At 71.5% G+C, this 17,488-nt stretch carries 15 protein-coding genes; 4 read left to right on the top strand and 11 right to left on the bottom strand.

Annotation, left to right across the window (positions count from 1 at the left end):
* Positions 1 to 3: 3 nt before the first annotated feature.
* From BKE41_RS22855 to BKE41_RS22840, 4 genes are all read left to right on the top strand, one after another.
* Positions 4 to 939 carry an ABC transporter permease gene (locus BKE41_RS22855; protein ID WP_071000143.1) on the top strand — a complete coding sequence of 312 codons (936 nt, stop codon included), beginning with the start codon at positions 4 to 6 and terminating at the stop codon, positions 937 to 939.
* A 60-nt stretch (positions 940 to 999) separates the two neighbouring features.
* The gene (locus BKE41_RS22850) at positions 1,000 to 2,421 is read left to right on the top strand and encodes a M20 family metallopeptidase (RefSeq protein ID WP_043074570.1); all 1,422 of its coding nucleotides are present in this window, start codon (positions 1,000 to 1,002) and stop codon (positions 2,419 to 2,421) included.
* 4 nt (positions 2,422 to 2,425) lie between these two features.
* Positions 2,426 to 4,030: an ABC transporter ATP-binding protein gene (locus BKE41_RS22845; RefSeq protein ID WP_043074580.1), complete on the top strand. Its 1,605-nt coding sequence runs from the start codon at positions 2,426 to 2,428 to the stop codon at positions 4,028 to 4,030.
* Between the two features lie 188 nt (positions 4,031 to 4,218).
* Positions 4,219 to 4,569 carry a hypothetical protein gene (locus BKE41_RS22840; protein ID WP_012321296.1) on the top strand — a complete coding sequence of 117 codons (351 nt, stop codon included), beginning with the start codon at positions 4,219 to 4,221 and terminating at the stop codon, positions 4,567 to 4,569.
* Here BKE41_RS22840 and BKE41_RS22835 read toward each other — a convergent pair.
* The 11 genes from BKE41_RS22835 to phaZ form a co-directional block, all read right to left on the bottom strand.
* Positions 4,542 to 4,994: a MucR family transcriptional regulator gene (locus BKE41_RS22835; RefSeq protein ID WP_012321295.1), complete on the bottom strand. Its 453-nt coding sequence runs from the start codon at positions 4,992 to 4,994 to the stop codon at positions 4,542 to 4,544. The two genes, BKE41_RS22840 and BKE41_RS22835, sit on opposite strands and share 28 nt — an antisense overlap.
* Positions 4,995 to 5,221: 227 nt before the next feature.
* Positions 5,222 to 6,310, bottom strand: coding sequence for a putative sulfate exporter family transporter (locus BKE41_RS22830; RefSeq protein WP_024828824.1), 1,089 nt, complete (start codon positions 6,308 to 6,310; stop codon positions 5,222 to 5,224).
* Positions 6,311 to 6,521: 211 nt separating this feature from the next.
* The gene (locus tag BKE41_RS22825) at positions 6,522 to 7,448 is read right to left on the bottom strand and encodes an ABC transporter permease (protein WP_012321293.1); all 927 of its coding nucleotides are present in this window, start codon (positions 7,446 to 7,448) and stop codon (positions 6,522 to 6,524) included.
* Positions 7,441 to 8,211, bottom strand: coding sequence for an ABC transporter ATP-binding protein (locus BKE41_RS22820; protein ID WP_012321292.1), 771 nt, complete (start codon positions 8,209 to 8,211; stop codon positions 7,441 to 7,443). The genes BKE41_RS22825 and BKE41_RS22820 overlap by 8 nt, the downstream gene beginning before the upstream one ends.
* A gap of 157 nt (positions 8,212 to 8,368) precedes the next feature.
* On the bottom strand, positions 8,369 to 9,508 hold the full coding sequence (locus BKE41_RS22815) for an amidohydrolase/deacetylase family metallohydrolase (protein ID WP_012321291.1): 1,140 nt from the start codon (positions 9,506 to 9,508) through the stop codon (positions 8,369 to 8,371).
* Positions 9,509 to 9,641: 133 nt separating this feature from the next.
* On the bottom strand, positions 9,642 to 10,658 hold the full coding sequence (locus tag BKE41_RS22810; protein WP_012321290.1) for an oligopeptide/dipeptide ABC transporter ATP-binding protein: 1,017 nt from the start codon (positions 10,656 to 10,658) through the stop codon (positions 9,642 to 9,644).
* Positions 10,655 to 11,665, bottom strand: a complete 1,011-nt coding sequence (locus BKE41_RS22805; protein ID WP_029358647.1) for an ABC transporter ATP-binding protein — start codon at positions 11,663 to 11,665, stop codon at positions 10,655 to 10,657. Before BKE41_RS22805 ends, BKE41_RS22810 begins: the two co-directional genes overlap by 4 nt.
* Before the next feature lie 11 nt (positions 11,666 to 11,676).
* Positions 11,677 to 12,540, bottom strand: coding sequence for an ABC transporter permease (locus tag BKE41_RS22800; RefSeq protein ID WP_046154979.1), 864 nt, complete (start codon positions 12,538 to 12,540; stop codon positions 11,677 to 11,679).
* A 107-nt stretch (positions 12,541 to 12,647) separates the two neighbouring features.
* Entirely contained in the window at positions 12,648 to 13,589 is a 942-nt protein-coding gene (locus BKE41_RS22795) for an ABC transporter permease (protein ID WP_012321287.1), read from the bottom strand.
* A gap of 317 nt (positions 13,590 to 13,906) precedes the next feature.
* Complete coding sequence (locus BKE41_RS22790) at positions 13,907 to 15,493, bottom strand: ABC transporter substrate-binding protein (protein WP_012321286.1); 1,587 nt, start codon at positions 15,491 to 15,493, stop codon at positions 13,907 to 13,909.
* Between the two features lie 506 nt (positions 15,494 to 15,999).
* Positions 16,000 to 17,277 carry a polyhydroxyalkanoate depolymerase gene (gene phaZ / locus BKE41_RS22785; protein WP_024828827.1) on the bottom strand — a complete coding sequence of 426 codons (1,278 nt, stop codon included), beginning with the start codon at positions 17,275 to 17,277 and terminating at the stop codon, positions 16,000 to 16,002.
* Between the last annotated feature and the right edge of the window lie 211 nt (positions 17,278 to 17,488).

Genomic DNA, 17,488 nt, shown 5'->3' with positions numbered 1-17,488 from the left:
CCGATGAGCCTCCCCCCCGACACGGCGGCGCTCGCCGCCCCGGCCCTGCCCACGGACGCGCCGGTCGCGCTGGCGCCGGTCCCCTCCCCCACCCGCCTGATCCTGCGGCGGGGCCTGCGCCACACCGGCTTCCTGATCGGCGCCGGGATCCTCGGGCTGATCGTGCTGGCGGCGCTCGCCGCCCCGCTCATCGCGCCCCACGACCCCTACGCGCAGGACGTGTCCCGCCGCCTGATCCCGCCGGTCTGGCAGGCCAAGGGCACCTGGGCGCACGTGCTCGGCACCGACAAGCTCGGCCGCGACTACCTGAGCCGCCTGCTCTACGGCGGCCAGATCTCCCTCCTGATCGGGCTCTCGGCGGCGCTGATCTCCGGGCTGATCGGCACGACGCTGGGGCTCTGCGCCGGCTATTTCGGCGGCTGGGTCGACTCGGTGGTGAGCTACATCGTCACCACGCGGCTCGCCATGCCGGTGGTGCTGGTGGCGCTGGCCATGGCGGCGCTGGTCGGCGGCTCGCTCAAGGTGGTGGTGCTGGTGCTGGGCTTCCTGCTCTGGGACCGCTTCGCCGTGGTGACCCGGGCCGCCACCCAGCAGATCCGCAACCAGGATTTCGTCTCGGCCGCCCGCGCCGCGGGGCTCACGGACCTGCGGATCATCCGCCAGGAGATCCTGCCCAACATCATGAACGCCCTGATCGTCGTGGCGACCCTGGAGATGGCCCACGCGATCCTGCTGGAGGCCGCCCTGTCGTTCCTCGGGCTCGGCGTGCAGCCGCCCCTGCCCTCCTGGGGCCTGATGATCGCCGAGGGCAAGCAGTACATGTTCTTCCAGCCCTGGGTGATCACCATCCCGGGCGTGGCGCTCCTCCTGCTCGTGCTGGCGATCAATCTCCTGGGCGACGGCCTGCGCGACATCACGGCGCCCGAGGCGCGCAATTGACGCCTCCGCCGGGCCAGAGCCGGCCGGCAGATTAACGAAATGTTTCACGGGAAACACACCATGACGCGAGACGCCGCCATCGCGCGCGCCACGGAGGCCTTCGACTCGGGCGCGTTCCTCGCGCTCCTGCGAGAGGCGGTGGCGATGCCCACCGAGAGCCAGGCCCCCGGCCAGGAAGCGGCGCTCCGCGCCTATCTCGACGCCTTCATTGCGCCCCTCGTCGCCCGCCTCGGCTTCGAGACCCCGGAAATCTTCCCGAACCCGGACGGGGTGCACGGCCCGTTCCTGATCGCCGAGCGGCACGAGGGCGCGGACCTGCCGACCGTGCTGATCTACGGCCACGGCGACACGGTGCGGGGCTATCCCGAGCAGTGGCGGGAAGGGCTCGGGCCCTGGGAGATCGTGGTCGAGGGCGACCGCTGGTACGGACGCGGCACCGCCGACAACAAGGGCCAGCACGTCCTCAACCTCGCCGCCCTGGAGCAGGTGATCGCGGCCCGCGAGGGCCATCTCGGCTTCAACGTGAAGCTGCTGATCGAGATGGGCGAGGAATCGGGCTCCCCGGGCCTGCGGCCGTTCTGCCGGGAGCAGGCCGAGTCCCTGCGCTCCGACGTGCTGATCGCCTCGGACGGCCCCCGCCTCAACGGCGAGCGCCCGACCCTCTTCCTGGGCTCCCGCGGCGCCTACAATTTCGAGCTGAGCCTGAACCTGCGCGAGGGCCCGCACCATTCCGGCAACTGGGGCGGCCTGCTGCGCAACCCCGGCACGGTGCTGGCCTCGGCGATCGCCTCGATGGTCGACGCGCGGGGCAGCATCCTGGTGGACGCCCTGCGGCCGCCGCCGATCCCCGAGGGCGTGCGCGCGGCTTTGGCCGACATCCGCGTCGGCGAGGACCCGACCGCGCCCACGATCGATTCCGACTGGGGCGAGCCGGGCCTCACCCCGGCCGAGCGGGTCTTCGCCTGGAACACGCTGGAGGTGCTGGCCTTCAAGACCGGCGATCCGGACGGCCCGCTCAACGCCGTGCCGCCCCACGCCAAGGCGACCCTGCAGCTGCGCTTCGTGGTCGGCACCGACTGGCAGAACCTGATCCGGAACGTGCGCGCCCATCTCGACGCGCACGGCTTCCCGATGATCGAGGTCAGGCCGGCCCGCGCCGCCGAGGTGTTCCAGGCGACGCGGCTGCCGGTGGAGGATCCCTGGGTCGAGTGGGCGCTCCAGTCGATCGAGGCGAGCTCCGGCAAGAAGCCGGCGCTGCTGCCCAATCTCGGCGGCTCGCTGCCGAACGACGCCTTCTCGGAGATCTTAGGGTTGCCGACCCTCTGGGTGCCGCATTCCTACCCGGCCTGCCGCCAGCACGGGCCCGACGAGCACATGCTCGCCTCCGGCACCCGCGAGGGTCTGGCGATCATGGCCGGGCTGTTCTGGGATCTCGGGCAGGATGGCCCGGACATCCTCCGCCGCCGCGAAGCGAGGGCCTGACACGATGAGCGAGCCGGTCGTCCGCATCCGCGATCTGACGATCGCGCTCCCCAAGGGCGCCGACCGCCCGCACGCGGTCGAGGGCCTGAACCTCGACCTCGAGGCCGGGAAGATCCTGTGCGTGGTCGGGGAATCGGGCTCGGGCAAGTCGATGAGCGCCTACGCGCTCACCGGCCTCCTGCCCCGGGCCCTGAAGCCGACGGCCGGCACGATCCTGTTCGAGGGGCGGGACCTCCTGACCCTCGACGAGCCGGCGTGGCGGTCCCTCCGCGGCCGGCGCATCGCCATGGTGTTCCAGGAGCCGATGACGGCGCTGAACCCGGTGATGCGGATCGGCGACCAGATCGCCGAGATGTTCGAGGCGCACAACCTGCTCACCCGCAGCGAGCGCTGGGCCCGGGCGGTGGCGCTGGCCACGGAGGTCGGTCTGCCGAACCCCGAGGAGGCGGTCCGGGCCTACCCGCACCAGCTCTCCGGCGGCCAGCGACAGCGGGCGATGATCGCCATGGCGCTGGCGCTGGAGCCCTCGGTGCTGGTCGCCGACGAGCCGACCACGGCGCTCGACGTCACCACCCAGGCCCAGATCCTCCGGCTGATCCGCGACCTGCAGCGGAAGCGCGGGATGAGCGTCCTGTTCATCACCCACGATTTCGGCGTCGTGGCGGAGATCGCCGACCACGTGGCGGTGCTCCAGCGCGGGCGGCTCGTCGAGTCCGGCACGGCCGAAGCGGTGCTGCGCAACCCCCAGGCGCCCTACACCAAGGCGCTGCTCGCAGCCGTCCCGAGCCTGACGCCGCCGGCGCGCCCTCCGCTCGCGGCGGCCCCGGTCGCCCTGTCGGTCGCCGGCCTGTCGAAGACCTATGCCGGGCGCTCCGGCCTGTTCGGCAAGCCGCGGGTCGTGGCGGCGGTCAGGCAAGTCTCGTTCGATGTCCGCCGCGGCGAGACATTGGGGATCGTGGGCGAATCCGGCTCGGGCAAGTCGACCACGGCGCGGCTCGCGATCCGGCTGATCGAGCCCGACGGCGGCACGGTGCGCCTGGGTGACCTCGACTACACGGCGCTCAAGAGCGGCGCGCTGCGCGACAAGCGCAGCCGCATCCAGATGATCTTCCAGGACCCGTTCGCGTCGCTGAACCCGCGCCGCACCGTGGAGCAGATCATCACGGCGGGGCCGATCGCCCACGGGGTCCCGGCCGCGGAGGCGCGGGAGCGGGCGCGGAGCCTCCTCGACCTCGTCGGTCTCGATCCGAAGGCCGCTGCCCGCTACCCCAACGCCTTCTCGGGCGGCCAGCGCCAGCGCATCGGCATCGCCCGGGCGCTCGCCATGGAGCCGGACGTGCTGGTGGCCGACGAGGCGGTCTCGGCCCTGGACGTCTCGGTCCAGCGGCAGGTGCTGGATCTCCTGGAGGACCTGAAGCAGCGCCTGTCGCTGGCGATGCTGTTCATCACCCACGACCTGCGGGTGGCCGCCACGATCTGCGACCGGATCGCCGTGATGCACCGCGGCGCCATCGTGGAGATGCGGGGCACCGCGGACCTGTTCGCCGCGCCGGAGCACGCCTACACCCGCACCCTGCTCGCCGCGGTGCCGGGGGCGCACGCGCCCTGAGCCGTGCCGGCCCCGGACAGGCCAATCTGGGACGCAGAGACAAGTTTTTTGGACGGGACTGCCCTGTCCGGATCCTGCGAGTTCAGTAGGATAGCGCCGTTGTCGAGGGTGGAGCACCCCGGCGGATCTACGGCTGCACCCGCTATCCGTCCCCGCCCGCACCTCGCACGGGGACAGGGTTATCGAGCGTGTCGATCTCAGACAAGACCGACGACATCCGGCCGAACCGCAAGCGCAGCGAGGCGGATCTGCCGCCGGTGCTGCGCCGCGGGCGCGAGCACCGGATCGTGCGCTGGATCGGCGCCGCCAACCGCAAGGCACAGCGCTCCGCGGAGGACACCGCGCCCGCCTCCGCGGACAACCGCGTGATCAAGCTGAGCTGGGCCGACACGTTCGGCCGCCCGAGCCGGGCCGAGCCCGGCCGGCCCGCTCCGGGCCCCGCACAGGTGCTGCCGTTCCAGGGGCGCCGGAGCGAGACCGCGCCGCGCTCGACCCGGCGCCGCGCCGCCGATCAGCCGCCGGTGCCCGTCCTGCGCTGATCGACGCGCCCGCCGGGCACACCGAGGCCGATCGCCTTCGCGAGGGCGGAGCGCTGCGCGGCGTAGCCCGGCGCGGTCATCGGGTAATCGTCCGGCAGGCCGTAGCGCTCGCGGTACCGCTCCGGCGTCAGGCCGTGGGCGGTGAGGTGGCGTTTCAGGGTCTTGTAGGTCCGGCCGTCGATGAAGCTGACGATGCCGTCCTCCTGGACCGACTTGCGGATCTGGGCCGGCGTCGGCCGCTCCACGGCCGGCTCGGCGGCCGCCGCGGGCGGCTGCCCGTCGAGGGCCGCCAGGGCCGCGTGCACGCTCGCCATCAGCTCCGGCAGGGCCGTCGGCGGAACGGAATTGTTCGAGACGTAGGCGGCGACGATCTCGCCCACCAGCGTGACCAACCTGAGGCTGTTCTCGGGATTCTTTTCAGGCACTGCGGGAGTCCACACAAAGCTTTCGACGACGGTGCCCGCGGTTCCAAAGCAAAAACCGCGTATGTGTCAAGACGGTCTTGACAGAGAGTCGATCTCCCAAATCGCTTCACGGTGCGGGACGGCCGGCTCGCCGGCGCGAAAGGCCTCGGTCACCTGCACAAAGGTGCCAATCGAAGGCCGGTTACAGGGGTCGGGGGCCCGCGCGGCGGGAAATACCGCGCGCGGCGTCAGCCGATCCCGAGGGCGCGGATCAGGGTGAGGCTGAGGGCGATCAGGACCGCCAGGGAGGCGGTGACCGCGAGGGTGACCCGGCCGCCGACCCGGGCCAGGACACGGACGTCGACCCCGAGGCCGAGGGCGGCCATGGACAGGACCGTGAGCACGCCGGCGAGCTGGGTCAGCGGCTTCACCGCCGGGTCCGGGACAAGGCCCAGGGAGCGCAGGGTGGCCAGCGCCAGGAAGCCGAGGATGAACCAGGGCACCAGCTTGGTGAAGCCCGGACGGGACGGCGCCGGCGGCGCCCCCGCCGCCTGCGGCAGACGCGGGGCGATCAGCGAGAACACCACCACGACGGGGCCGAGCATCAGCACGCGCACCAGCTTGACCAGGGTGCCGACCTGGGTCGACAGCAGGCTCACCGGCACGGTCGCGGCCAGGACCTGCGGCACCGCGTAGACGGTCAGCCCCGCCAGCACCCCGTACTGGTTGTCGGTCATGCCGGCGAGGGGCACGAACAGCGGCAGCCCGAGCACCATCAGCACGCCCAGGACGGCGGTGAACGCGATGGCGGCGGCGATGTCCTTCGCCTCCGCGCCGATCACGGGCGCCACCGCGGCGATGGCCGAGTTGCCGCAGATGGCGTTGCCGCAGGCCACCAAGATCGCCATCCGGGCCGGCAGCCCGAGCGCCCGGCAGATCGCCACGCTGGCGGCGATGCCGAGCACCACGGTTCCGACGATGCCGGCCAGCAGCGCCGGGCCCGAGGCGAGGATCGCCCCGAGGCTCAGGGAGGCGCCGAGCAGCACCACGGCGACCTCGAGGAGCTGCTTGGCCGAGAAGGCGATGCCGGTGCGGAACTGCGCCGGGGGTGTCCAGGCGGTTCGCACCGCGATCCCGATCAGGATCGCCAGGACCAGGGCCTCGATATAGGGGTGGCCGGCGACCCGCTCCTCCACCGCCTGCGCGGCCATCGCCACCGCGGTGATCGCCGCGCACAGCCCGATCCCGGGCAGGACCGAGGCGGCCGTGTCCGACCGGCCGCCCCGGTCGGAGCGCGCCGGCGTCGGGGCCGTCTTGGAGGGGGCTTCAGGACTCACGGGATCGGGCTCCGGGGATCGTCGGCGGAGCCTATAGGAAGAAAACGTTCGCCGCACCCGCGCAACAGAGAAGTTCGATCTCTATTCGAGTGCCATGCGAGAAGACACATCTCGGCGTCCGCCGGAGACAGCGACAGGCCGAGCGCTGCCGGAGCGCTCCGCGTCCCCCCGCGGCGACGCGGGCCGGTGTCGCGCACCGGCCCGCCCCCGCTCAGGCCTGCATGCCCCAGCGCTGGACGGTGCGCCGCTCGATCGTCTGGAAGATCAGGTTCTCGACCACGAGGCCGATCAGGATCACGGTGAGCAGCCCGGCGAACACGTTCGGGATGTCGAGCATGTTCTTGTTCTCGAAGATGAACCAGCCGAGGCCGCCCGCCCCGGACGACACGCCGAAGACCAGCTCGGCGGCGATCAGGGTGCGCCACGCGAAGGCCCAGCCGACCTTCAGGCCGGTGAGGATCGAGGGGAAGGCCGCCGGGATCAGGATCTTGCCGATCAGCCGCGGGCCCGAGAGCCCGTAATTGCGCCCGACCATCTTGAGCGTGCGGCTGACCGACAGGAAGCCCGAATGGGTGTTGAGCGCGATCGCCCAGGTCACCGAGTGGACCAGCACGAAGATCAGGCTGCCGTTGCCCAGGCCGAACCAGATCAGCGCCAGGGGCAGCAGCGCGATCGCCGGCAGCGGGTTGAACATCGACGTCAGGGTCTCGAGGAGGTCGGTCCCGATCCGCGACGCGATGGCGACGCCGGTGAGCAGGGTCGCCAGGGCGACGCCGGCGGCGTAGCCCATGAGCAGCACCTTCAGCGAGCTCCAGGCCCGGGCCGGGAGCGTGCCGTCCGCGATGCCCCGGACGAAGGCCTCCACGGTCGCCGAGAAGGTCGGGAACAGGAGGTCGTTGTCGAGGTAGCGCCCGTAGGCCTCCCAGATCCCGGCGAGGAGCACGAGGATCACGACCTTGCGCAGCCAGGCCTGGTTGTAGAGCCGCTCGGCGACCGACAGCGGCTTCTCCACCACGGTGGCGCCGTGGGCGTGGCCGGTCTCGCGCACGATCTCGGGCCGGCCGGACGGCGGCAGGGGCGACAGGCGCGGCGCGGGGCCGGCCAGCGGGGGGCCGCTCAGGGCTTGCGCGCTAGACATTCTCCGCCTCCTGGATCTCTTCCGAGAACAGCATGTGCTGGATCCGGCCCTCGAGCTGCAGCGCCGCCTCCGGCGTTTCGGCGCTGTTGAGCTCGGCCTTCACCTCGCCGGGATGGGGCGAGAGCAGCAGGATGCGCGAGCCGACCTTGATCGCCTCGGGGATCGAGTGGGTGACGAACAGGACGGTGAAGCGCGTGCCCTCCCACAGCATCAGCAGCTCGTCCTGCATGCGCCGCCGGGTGAGCGCGTCGAGCGCCGCGAAGGGCTCGTCCATCAGCAGGATGTCGGGCTCCATCGCCATGCCGCGGGCGATGGCGACGCGCTGCTTCATGCCGCCCGACAGGGTGTGGGGGTAGCTGTCGGCGAACTTCGTGAGGTTGACCTTGTCGATGTAGAGGTTGGCCCGGTCCAGGGCCTCGCGACCTCTCAGCCGGCCCGAGGCCTCGAGGGCGAAGACCACGTTCTGCCGGACCGTCTTCCACGGCAGGAGCTGGTCGAATTCCTGGAACACCATCATCCGGTCGGGGCCGGGCTCGGTGACCGGGCGCCCCTTCAGGCGGATCTCGCCCTCGGTCGGCGCCATGTAGCCGCCCACCGCCTTGAGCAGGGTCGACTTCCCGCATCCGGACGGCCCGAGCAGGACGAAGCGGTCCCCGGGCCAGACCCGGAAGCTCACCCGGTAGGTGGCCGTGACGAGGTGCTCGGGCGTCTTGTAGCGGAGCGTGACGCCGTCGACCTCCAGCAGAGGCTGACCCGTGTCCATCCATCCTCCCTGGCGCCGCGGCTTGGGCCGCGTTTCGCTGAGCGCCGGAGATGGTCCGACCCTCACGGGAAAGTGTATCGGTCAGTCGAAGAGGCTGTAAAGGTCGATATTTTGTATGCGATAGGACCGAGGTCCTCGGGGCGCGATCCCGGCGCGGTCAGGCCGGGTGCCACCACGCCCCGCGCAGCACCACGCCCTCCGCGGTGATCCGCCGGTCGCCCGTCATGTGCTCGCCCCGGGTGTCGACGTAGTCGAACTCCCCGTCCCGCACCGCCAGCACCGTGGCGTCGCCGAGCGCCCCGACCTTCAGGGTCCCGTACTCCATCCGCTTCAGCGCCACGGCGGCGTTCACCGTGGAGGCGGCGACGACCTCGTCGAGGCTCATGCCCAGGCAGAGCATCTTCGACATGGTGGTGACCTGGTCGAAGGCCGGCCCCTCGATGCAGAGCTGGTGCACGTCGGACGAGATCGTGTCGGGCAGGAAGCCGCCGGCCAGCATGGCCCGCGCCGTCTTGAAGGCGAACGAGCCCTTGCCGTGGCCGATGTCGAAGATCACGCCCCGCGCCCGCGCCTCGCGGAGCGCCGGCTTCACGGCGCCCTGGGCCGTGATCGGGGAGTTCGGGAACGGCCGGAACGCGTGGGTCAGCACGTCGCCGGGCCGCAGCATGGCCAGCACCGCCTCGTAGCTCGGCGGCGGCTCGTCGATATGGGCCATCAGCGGCAGGCCGGTCTCCTCGGCGACCTGCAGCGCGATGTCGAGCGGCGCGGTGCCCTGGTCGCCCGAGGCGTGGCGCCCGACCCGGACCTTGATGCCGACGATCACGTCCCGGTTGGCGTCGGCGACCTCGACCGCCTCGCGCGGTGCCATGAGCCGCGGATCCTCGCTCTCGCCGACCATGATGGTCTTCGAGAAGCCGAAGATCCCCGCGAAGGAGACGTGCAGGTAGGCGAGGATCCGCGCCTGCGACCGCTCGATCACGTGGCTGCGGAAGCCGGCAAAGTTGCCGGGGCCGGCGCTGCCGGTATCGACCGAGGTGGTCACCCCCGAGGTCCGGCAGAATTCGTCGGCGTCGATGCCGAGCGAGGTGCCGCCCCAGTAGACGTGGGTGTGCAGGTCGATCAGGCCCGGGGTGACGATGGCGCCGGCCATGTCGCGGACCTGCGTGCCGGGGCTCGCCTGAAGGTCGCGGCCGAAGCCCGAGACGCGGCCGTCCGCGAAGGCGACGTCGCAGATCCCGTCGTGGTTCTGCGACGGGTCGATGACCCGCGCGCCCTTCAGGATGAGGTCGTGCTGCACGAGAGACTCCAGATGTTGGTCGCGGGAATCCGACCCGTCATCGCGCGCGCAGCGAAGCGACCCAGGGATCCGCCACGCTCGGGGACCGCGCGCCGCCCTGGATTGCTTCGCTGCGCTCGCCAGGACGGCGCCGTCAGGCCGCCCGGGCGGGCACGGCCGTGTCGTTGAGGTGGCAGGCGGCGAAGTGGCCGGAGCCCACCGGGTCGAGGCCGGGCACCTCGGTCCGGCAGCGGTCGAAGGCGTGCGGGCAGCGGGTGTGGAAGCGGCAGCCCGACGGCGGGTTGATCGGGCTCGGCACGTCGCCCTTGAGGACGATGCGGGTGCGCCCGGCCCCGGGCTCGGGGATCGGCACCGCCGAGAGCAGGGCCTGGGTGTAGGGGTGCTTGGGCGCCAGGAAGATGTCCCGGCGCGGGCCGATCTCGACGATCTTGCCGAGATACATCACGGCGACGCGGTGGGTCATGTGCTCGACGATGGCGAGGTCGTGCGAGATGAACAGCATCGCGAGGTCGAGCTCGCGCTGCAGGTCGCGCAGCAGGTTGACGATCTGCGCCTTCACCGAGACGTCGAGCGCCGAGACCGCCTCGTCGCAGATGATCAGGTCCGGCTCGGCGGCGAGCGCCCGGGCGATGCCGATGCGCTGGCGCTGCCCGCCCGAGAACTCGTGCGGGAAGCGCCCGAGCGCCTCGCGGGGCAGGCCGACCCGCTCCATCAGGCTGGCCAGCCGGCTCTCCAGGTCGGCGGCGTTGCGGGCCAGCCCGAAATTGCGGATCGGCTCGGCCAGGATCGCCCGCACCCGCATCCGCGGGTTGAGCGACGAGAACGGGTCCTGGAAGACCATCTGGATGTGGCGCCGCAGGGGCCGGAGCGCCCCGGCCGAGAGGTCGTCGATGCGCTTCCCGCCGAGGACCACCTGTCCGGCGGTGGGCGCGTAGAGGCGCATCAGCGCCTTGGCGACGGTGGACTTGCCGCAGCCGGACTCGCCGACGAGCGAGAGGGTCTCGCCGCGGGCGACCGTGAACGACAGGCCGTCCACCGCCTTGAGCACGCGGCTCTGGCGGCCGAGCAGGCCGCCGCCGAGGGCGAAGTGCTTCTTGAGGTCGTTGACCTCCAGCAGGGTGCGACCGGCGGGTGCGGGGGTGGCGCTCATGCCGCGAGGGCGTCCTTCGGCGCGTAGTGGCAGGCGGCGAGGTGGCCCGGCGCCTTCGGCTCCAGGGCCGGCGCGTAGGCGCGGCACAGGTCGGTCACGTCCGGGCAGCGCCCGGCGAAGACGCAGCCCTCGATCCGGCCTTTCAGGCTCGGGACCATGCCGGGGATCTCGGCGAGCCGCGCGTCGGCGCCGTGCTCGACGGCGCCGAGCTTCGGCACCGCCCCCATCAGGCCGCGGGTGTAGGGATGGCGTGGCGACCGGAACAGGTCGCGGACCGGCGCCTCCTCGACCTTGCGGCCGGCATACATCACCACCACCCGGTCGGCGACCTCGGCGACCACGCCGAGATCGTGGGTGATCAGCATGATCGCGGCGCCGACCCGGGCCTTCAGGTCGCGCATCAGGTCGAGGATCTGGGCCTGGATGGTCACGTCGAGCGCCGTGGTCGGCTCGTCGGCGATCAGGAGTTTCGGCGAGCAGGCGAGCGCGATGGCGATCATCACCCGCTGGCGCATGCCGCCGGAGAGCTGGTGCGGGTATTCCCGCACCCGGCGCCGCGGCTCGGGGATGCCGACGAGGGTCAGCATCTCCACCGCCCGCTCCTCGGCCTCCCGGCGGCCGAGGCCCTGGTGCAGCCGCAGGGTCTCGCCGATCTGGCGGCCGACCGTCAGCACCGGGTTCAGCGAGGTCATCGGCTCCTGGAAGATCACGCTGATGTCGTTGCCGCGGATCTTGCGCATGGCGCTGTTCGGCAGGTCGAGGAGGTTCCTGCCCTCGAACTTGATCGCGCCGGCGATGCGGGCCGGCGGCTCGGGCAGGAGCCGCAGGATCGACATCGAGGTCACCGACTTGCCGCAGCCGGACTCGCCCACGATCGCCAGGGTCTCGCCCGACTGGATCGCGAACGAGACCCCGTCCACCGCCCGGTTCACCCCGTCGGGGGTGCGGAAATGGACCTGCAGGTTCTCGATCGACAGGAGGGGGGTTCCGCTCACGCCTGTGCTCATCCCTGTGCTCATCACACGTCCTTCGCCATGCGGGGATCGAGGGCGTCGCGCAGGCCGTCGCCGACGAGGTTCACGGCGAGCACCGTCATCGAGAGGAAGATCGCCGGGAACAGGATGATGTAGAACTTCACCTGCCAGAGGGCCCGGCCCTCGGCCATGATGTTGCCCCAGGACGGCGTCGAGGGCGGCACGCCCGCGCCGATGAACGACAGGATCGCCTCGGTGATCATCGCGGAGGCGCAGATGTAGGTCGCCTGCACGGTCATGGGCGCCAGCGTGTTGGGCAGGATGTGGCGCCAGATGATCGCCGGCATCCGGGTGCCCGTGGTCACCGCCGCCTCGACGTAGGGCTGCTCGCGCAGCGACAGCACCACGCCGCGCACGAGGCGGGCGACGCGCGGGATCTCCGCGATGGTGATCGCGATGATCACGTTCTGGACCGAGCCGCGGGTGAGCGCCATCAGCGCGACCGCGAGCAGGATCGGCGGGATCGACATCATGCCGTCGACGACCCGCATGACGATCCCGTCGAGCCAGCGCACCATGCCGGAGACGAGGCCGACCGCCAGCCCGGCGATCGACGCGAGGAACGCCACCGAGAAGCCGACCAGCAGCGAGACCCGGGCGCCGTAGACCACCCGCGAGTAGACGTCGCGGCCGAGCATGTCGGTGCCGAACCAGTACTGCGCCGACGGTGCCCGGGTGCGCTTGGCGGGCGCCAGGGCGGTCGGGTCGACGGTGCCGAGGTAAGGCGCGAGCACCGCCATCAGGAAGACGATGAGCAGCAGCACGCCGCCGACCACGATGGTCGGGTTGCGGCGCACGTAGGTCCAGACCTTGCCCCGGCGCTTGCGGGCCGGGATGACGTCCGGCAGCGGCGCCGCGACGGCGAGGCCCGGCGGCGGCGGTGCCTTGGGGACGGCCCCGTCGGGCGGATTGCCCGCCTGCGGGGCGCTGCTGGGGAAGGGCGCGACGGTCGCGGTCAATAGCGGATCCTCGGGTCGAGCACGGTGTAGAAGAGGTCGATGGCGAGGTTCACGAGCACGTAGACGAAGCTGAACAGCAGCACGACGCCCTGGATGACCGGGTAGTCGCGCCGCAGGATCGCGTCGACGGTGAGGCGCCCGAGGCCGGGGATGGCGAAGACCGTCTCGGTCACCACCGCGCCTCCGATCAGCAACGCGATGCCGATGCCGATCACGGTGACGATCGGCACCGCGGCGTTCTTGAGGGCGTGGACGAACAGGACCGGCCCCTGCGCCAGCCCCTTGGCCCGGGCGGTGCGCACGTAATCCTGCTGGAGCACGTCGAGCATGGTCGCGCGGGTCACCCGGGCGATCAGCGCGATGTAGACGAGGCCCAGCGTCACCGCCGGCAGGATCAGGTTGGACAGCCAGGGCCACAGGCCCTGCTCGATCGGCGTGTAGCCCTGGACCGGCAGCCAGCCGAGCTCGAGGGCGAAGACGTAGGCCAGCACGTAGCCGACCACGAAGACCGGCACCGAGAAGCCCGTCACGGCGAGCCCCATCACGAGGCGGTCGATCAGGCTGCCGGCCTTCCAGGCGGCGACGACGCCGAGCGGCACCGCCACCAGGATCGCGAAGACCAGGGTGACGAGCATCAGCGAGACGGTGGGCTCCACCCGCTGGCCGATCATGGTGGTGACCGGCAGGTTGGTGAAGATCGAGGTGCCGAGATCGCCGTGGAGGATCTGCCACGACCATTCCCAGAACCGCACCAGGAAGGGCCGGTCGAGGCCGAGCGTGGCGCGGATGCGGGCGACGTCGTCGGGCGTCGCCTGGTCGCCCGCGATGATCGCGGCCGGGTCGCCGGGGGCGAAGTAGAGGAGGCTGAAGACGAACAGCCCGACCACCGCCATGACCGGGATGGTGGCGAGGATGCGCCTGCCGATATAGCCGAGCATGGGTCCTCGCTATCGTGCGGGCGGGCGGGCGCGGCGGGTAGCGCCGCCCCTGCCCTCATCGCGGGGGCCGACATTCACGCGTCCGGGTCGGGCGCCGACGCTGGCGGCGGAGCGCGACGCGCCCCCTCTCCCGTGCGGGAGCGGGTCGGGGTGCGGGATCGGACGCTTCAGGAGCGCGCGCACCGCCGGCGCACGTGCGGGAGAGGGGCCTCGCGCCTCGTCCCGCGGCCGCGTTGCCGAACGCGCTGTCCGAGGCCGGTAGCCCGCCCGAGAGACCGGGCGGGTCGGGCGGCCCGACTTGGCGAGAGCGAGCGCCATCACGCCTTCGACACGCCCCAGGTGAAGGGGATCGGCCCCTTCACGATGCCCGAGACGTTCTTGCGCCACGCCTGGTAGCCGAGGAAGAACCCGGTGGGCACGTAGACCACGCCCTCGCAGGCGGCGGCGTTGACCTTGTCGATGGCGGCCTTCTCGGCGGCCGGGTCGGCGGCGTCGAACCACTCGGCGATGGCGGTCTCGACCGGCGGGATGCTGGGCCAGCCGAACCACGCCTTGTCGCCGCTCGCCCGCACCGCCGGGTAGCCCGCCGGATTGATGCAGTCGGCGCCCGCGTGCCAGGTGTGGAACATGTTCCAGCCGCCCTGAGACGGCGGCGCCTTGGAGGCCCGGCGGGTGCCGGTCGTGCCCCAGTCGGTGGCGACGAAGTCGACGTTGAAGCCCATCTGCTTCAGGAGGTCGGCGGTGATGTCGCCCTGCGCCTTGGTGATCCCCTGGTCCTGCGCCACGACGCAGACCACCGGCTCGCCCTTGTAGCCGGCCTCCTTGAGCAGCTTCTGGCCGAGCTTGATGTCGCCCTTGCCGACATTGCCGCCGCCCGCCTCGCTGTAGAGGGGCGTCCCCGGCGTGAAGAAGCCCGGCAGCTTCTTCCACAGGCTGTCGTCGTCGCCGACGATCGCCCGCATGTAGTCCTCCTGGCTCATGGCGGTCATGACCGCCTGGCGGATCTTCGGGTTGTCGAAGGGCGGGTGCAGGTGGTTCATCCGGAACGACCCGACATTGCCCAGCGGGTCGGCGATATCGACGTTGAGGTTGGCGTTCTTGCGCAGCAGCGGCACGAGGTCGGAGATCGGGTTCTCCCACCAGTCGACCTCGCCGTTCTGCAGGGCCGCCGACGCGGTGGCGGCGTCCGGCATGATCACCCACTCGACCCGGTCGACCAGCATGCGCTTGCCGCCGGCGAGCCAGGAATTCGGCTCGTCGCGGGGCTTGTAGTCGGTGAAGGTCTCGAACACCGCCCGGGCGCCCGGCACCCACTCGTTGCGGACGAACTTCATCGGGCCCGAGCCGACATACTCGGAGATCTGCGTGAACGGGTCGGTCTTGGCGATCCGCTCCGGCATCATCAGCGCCATCGGCGCGTTGGTCTTGCCGAGCGCGTAGAGCAGCTTCGGGAACGGCTTCTTCAGGCGCCACTGGAAGGTCTTGTCGTCGGTCGCCGCGAGGTCGTCCTGGATCCCGCGGATCATCAGGCCGATCGGGTCCCGGGCCATCCAGCGGGTGAGGCTCGCCACCACGTCCTTGGCCAGCACCGGCTCGCCGTCGTGCCACTTGAGGCCGGGGCGCAGCCGGAAGGTCCAGGTCAGCTTGTCGCCCGAGACCTCCTCGGACTCGACCATCTGGCGCTGCGGCTTCAGCTGCGCGTCGACGCCGTAGAGCATATCCCAGACGAGGGTGCCGGCGTTGCGCACCACGTACTGGGTCCCCCAGATCGGGTCGAAATTGGCGAGGTTCGCCTGCGGCACGAAGCGCAGGACCTTGCCGCCCTGCGCGAGGGCCGGCCGCGCGAGCTGCGGCGCAGCCAAACCGAGCGCAGCCGAACCCTTGAGAAAGGTCCTGCGGTCCATCGTCTTCTCCCTGGCGGTGCGGATCTCAAGCATCGGTCGCCGGCCCGCACCTTGCGGGCGAGTTTGAACGGTTCTGATGCACGGGCGCAATGGCCCGACGTGACAACGCGGCCCGGGCAAGCGCCCACGCCGCCGCCGGCCTCGGGGCGACGGCGGCGTGGATGGGGGCTGGGGTGGCGCGGCTCGAACTCACGGGGCGCGTCTCGCAAGCCCCGCGCCAGCCCGACCGTCCCTGCGTTATGTATTCAGGATCGGCGGTCTGTTTCGCGCGCGGCCTCGCGACGGCGCGTCATCCCGGAACCGCCGGGGCGCGGAGGGCCCGCACCGACGGCGGCCCTGGATGTCCGGCTCGCCCGCGGCCCCCGGAAAGACGGGGAGGCGTGCGCGCACAGGCGCGGGCGCGATGCCGGCGCGACCGCGCCAGAAGTGGGAGGGCCGACCGCGCGCCGACTCCGTCCTCGCTCCGCTCCCGCACGGGAACGGGGCGCGTCGTGCCCGGTCCGGGCTCAGCCCACCTGCCGCAGGTGACCGCCCCGCGCGCCCGGCACCGCCTGCATGGCGCGGATGAAGGCCGCGATCCGGGGCGCGATCACCGCCCGGTAGCGCGAGCCGTTGAACACGCCGTAATGGCCGACGCCGGCCTGGAGGTGGTAGGCCTTGCGCGCCTCGGGCAGGTTCGGCGTCAGGTCGAGGGCCGCCTTGGTCTGGCCGACGCCGGAGATGTCGTCGTTCTCGCCCTCCACCGCGAGGATCGCGCAGCGGCGGACGGCGCCGAGATCGACCGGCGTGCCGCGGTGCTTCATCTGTCCCGTCGGCAGGGCGTGGTCGACGAACACGGTCTGCACGGTCTGGAGATAGTACTCGGCCGTCAGGTCCATCACGGCGAGGTACTCGTCGTAGAACTCGCGGTGCTTCTCGGCCGAGTCGCCGTCGCCCGTCACCAGATGGTCGAACATGTCCGAATGGGCGGTGACGTGGCGGTCGAGGTTCATCGCCATGAAGCCCGAGAGCTGCAGGAAGCCCGGATAGACCCGGCGCCACGCGCCCGGGTAGATCGGCGGCACGAGGCTGATCGTGTTCTGCTCGAACCACTTCTGACCGCGCTCCTGCGCGAGGCAGTTCACCGCGGTGGGCGAGCGGCGGGTGTCGATCGGGCCGCCCATCAGGGTCATGGAGGTCGGCACCGCCGGCTCGTCGGCCGCCTCCATCAGCGCCACCGCGGCGATCACCGGCACGGCCGGCTGGCAGACCGCCATGACGTGCAGGTCCGGCCCCAGGACCGCGAACATCTCCTGCAGGTAGTCGATGTAGTCGTCCAGATCGAACTGGCCGGCGAAGAGCGGCACCATCCGGGCGTCGGTCCAGTCGGTGATATACACCCGGTGGTTCGGCAGCATCGCCTCGACGGTGCCGCGCAGCAGCGTGGCGTAGTGACCCGACATCGGCGCGACGATCAGCAGCTTGGGCTGCGGCTCCGCGGGGGCCGCCTGGAACGCGCGGTCGAAGGCGATCAGGCGGCAGAACGGCCGCTCCCAGACCACCCGCTCGGTGACCGGGACCGCCGCGCCGTCCACCACCGTCTCGGTGAAGCCGAAGGCGGGCTTGCCGTACTGGCGGGTGACGCGCTCGAACATCTCGCAGCCGGCGCTGACCGCGCGGGCATAGGGTCCGTAGGCCAGGGGGTTGCCCGGCATCTGCAGCCCGTAGCGGGTGAGGTCGGCGGCGACGCGGGCGGGTGCCATCAGGGCGCGCGCGCCCTCGTACAGGGAATAGGCCAGCAGCATCGTCACCTCGCGGTCTCGGTCCGGCCGCGGGCTTCGAGCCGCGCGACCCATACCCCCTGCAACCCGATTCGGTAGGATAATGCTCCACCCTGAACGCGGGTGGAACATCCCGCAGCTGCGGCGACTTGCCTGTGACCAGATCCGCCGGCGACCCTCCGCCAGCGACGACGTGTCCGGGTCGGCATGCCGGGATTCCCAGCACCGCGTCGTG

It is taken from the genome of Methylobacterium sp. C1, from assembly GCF_001854385.1.
GTDB lineage: Bacteria > Pseudomonadota > Alphaproteobacteria > Rhizobiales > Beijerinckiaceae > Methylobacterium > Methylobacterium radiotolerans.
This window is presented reverse-complemented; position numbering and strand designations above follow the sequence as displayed.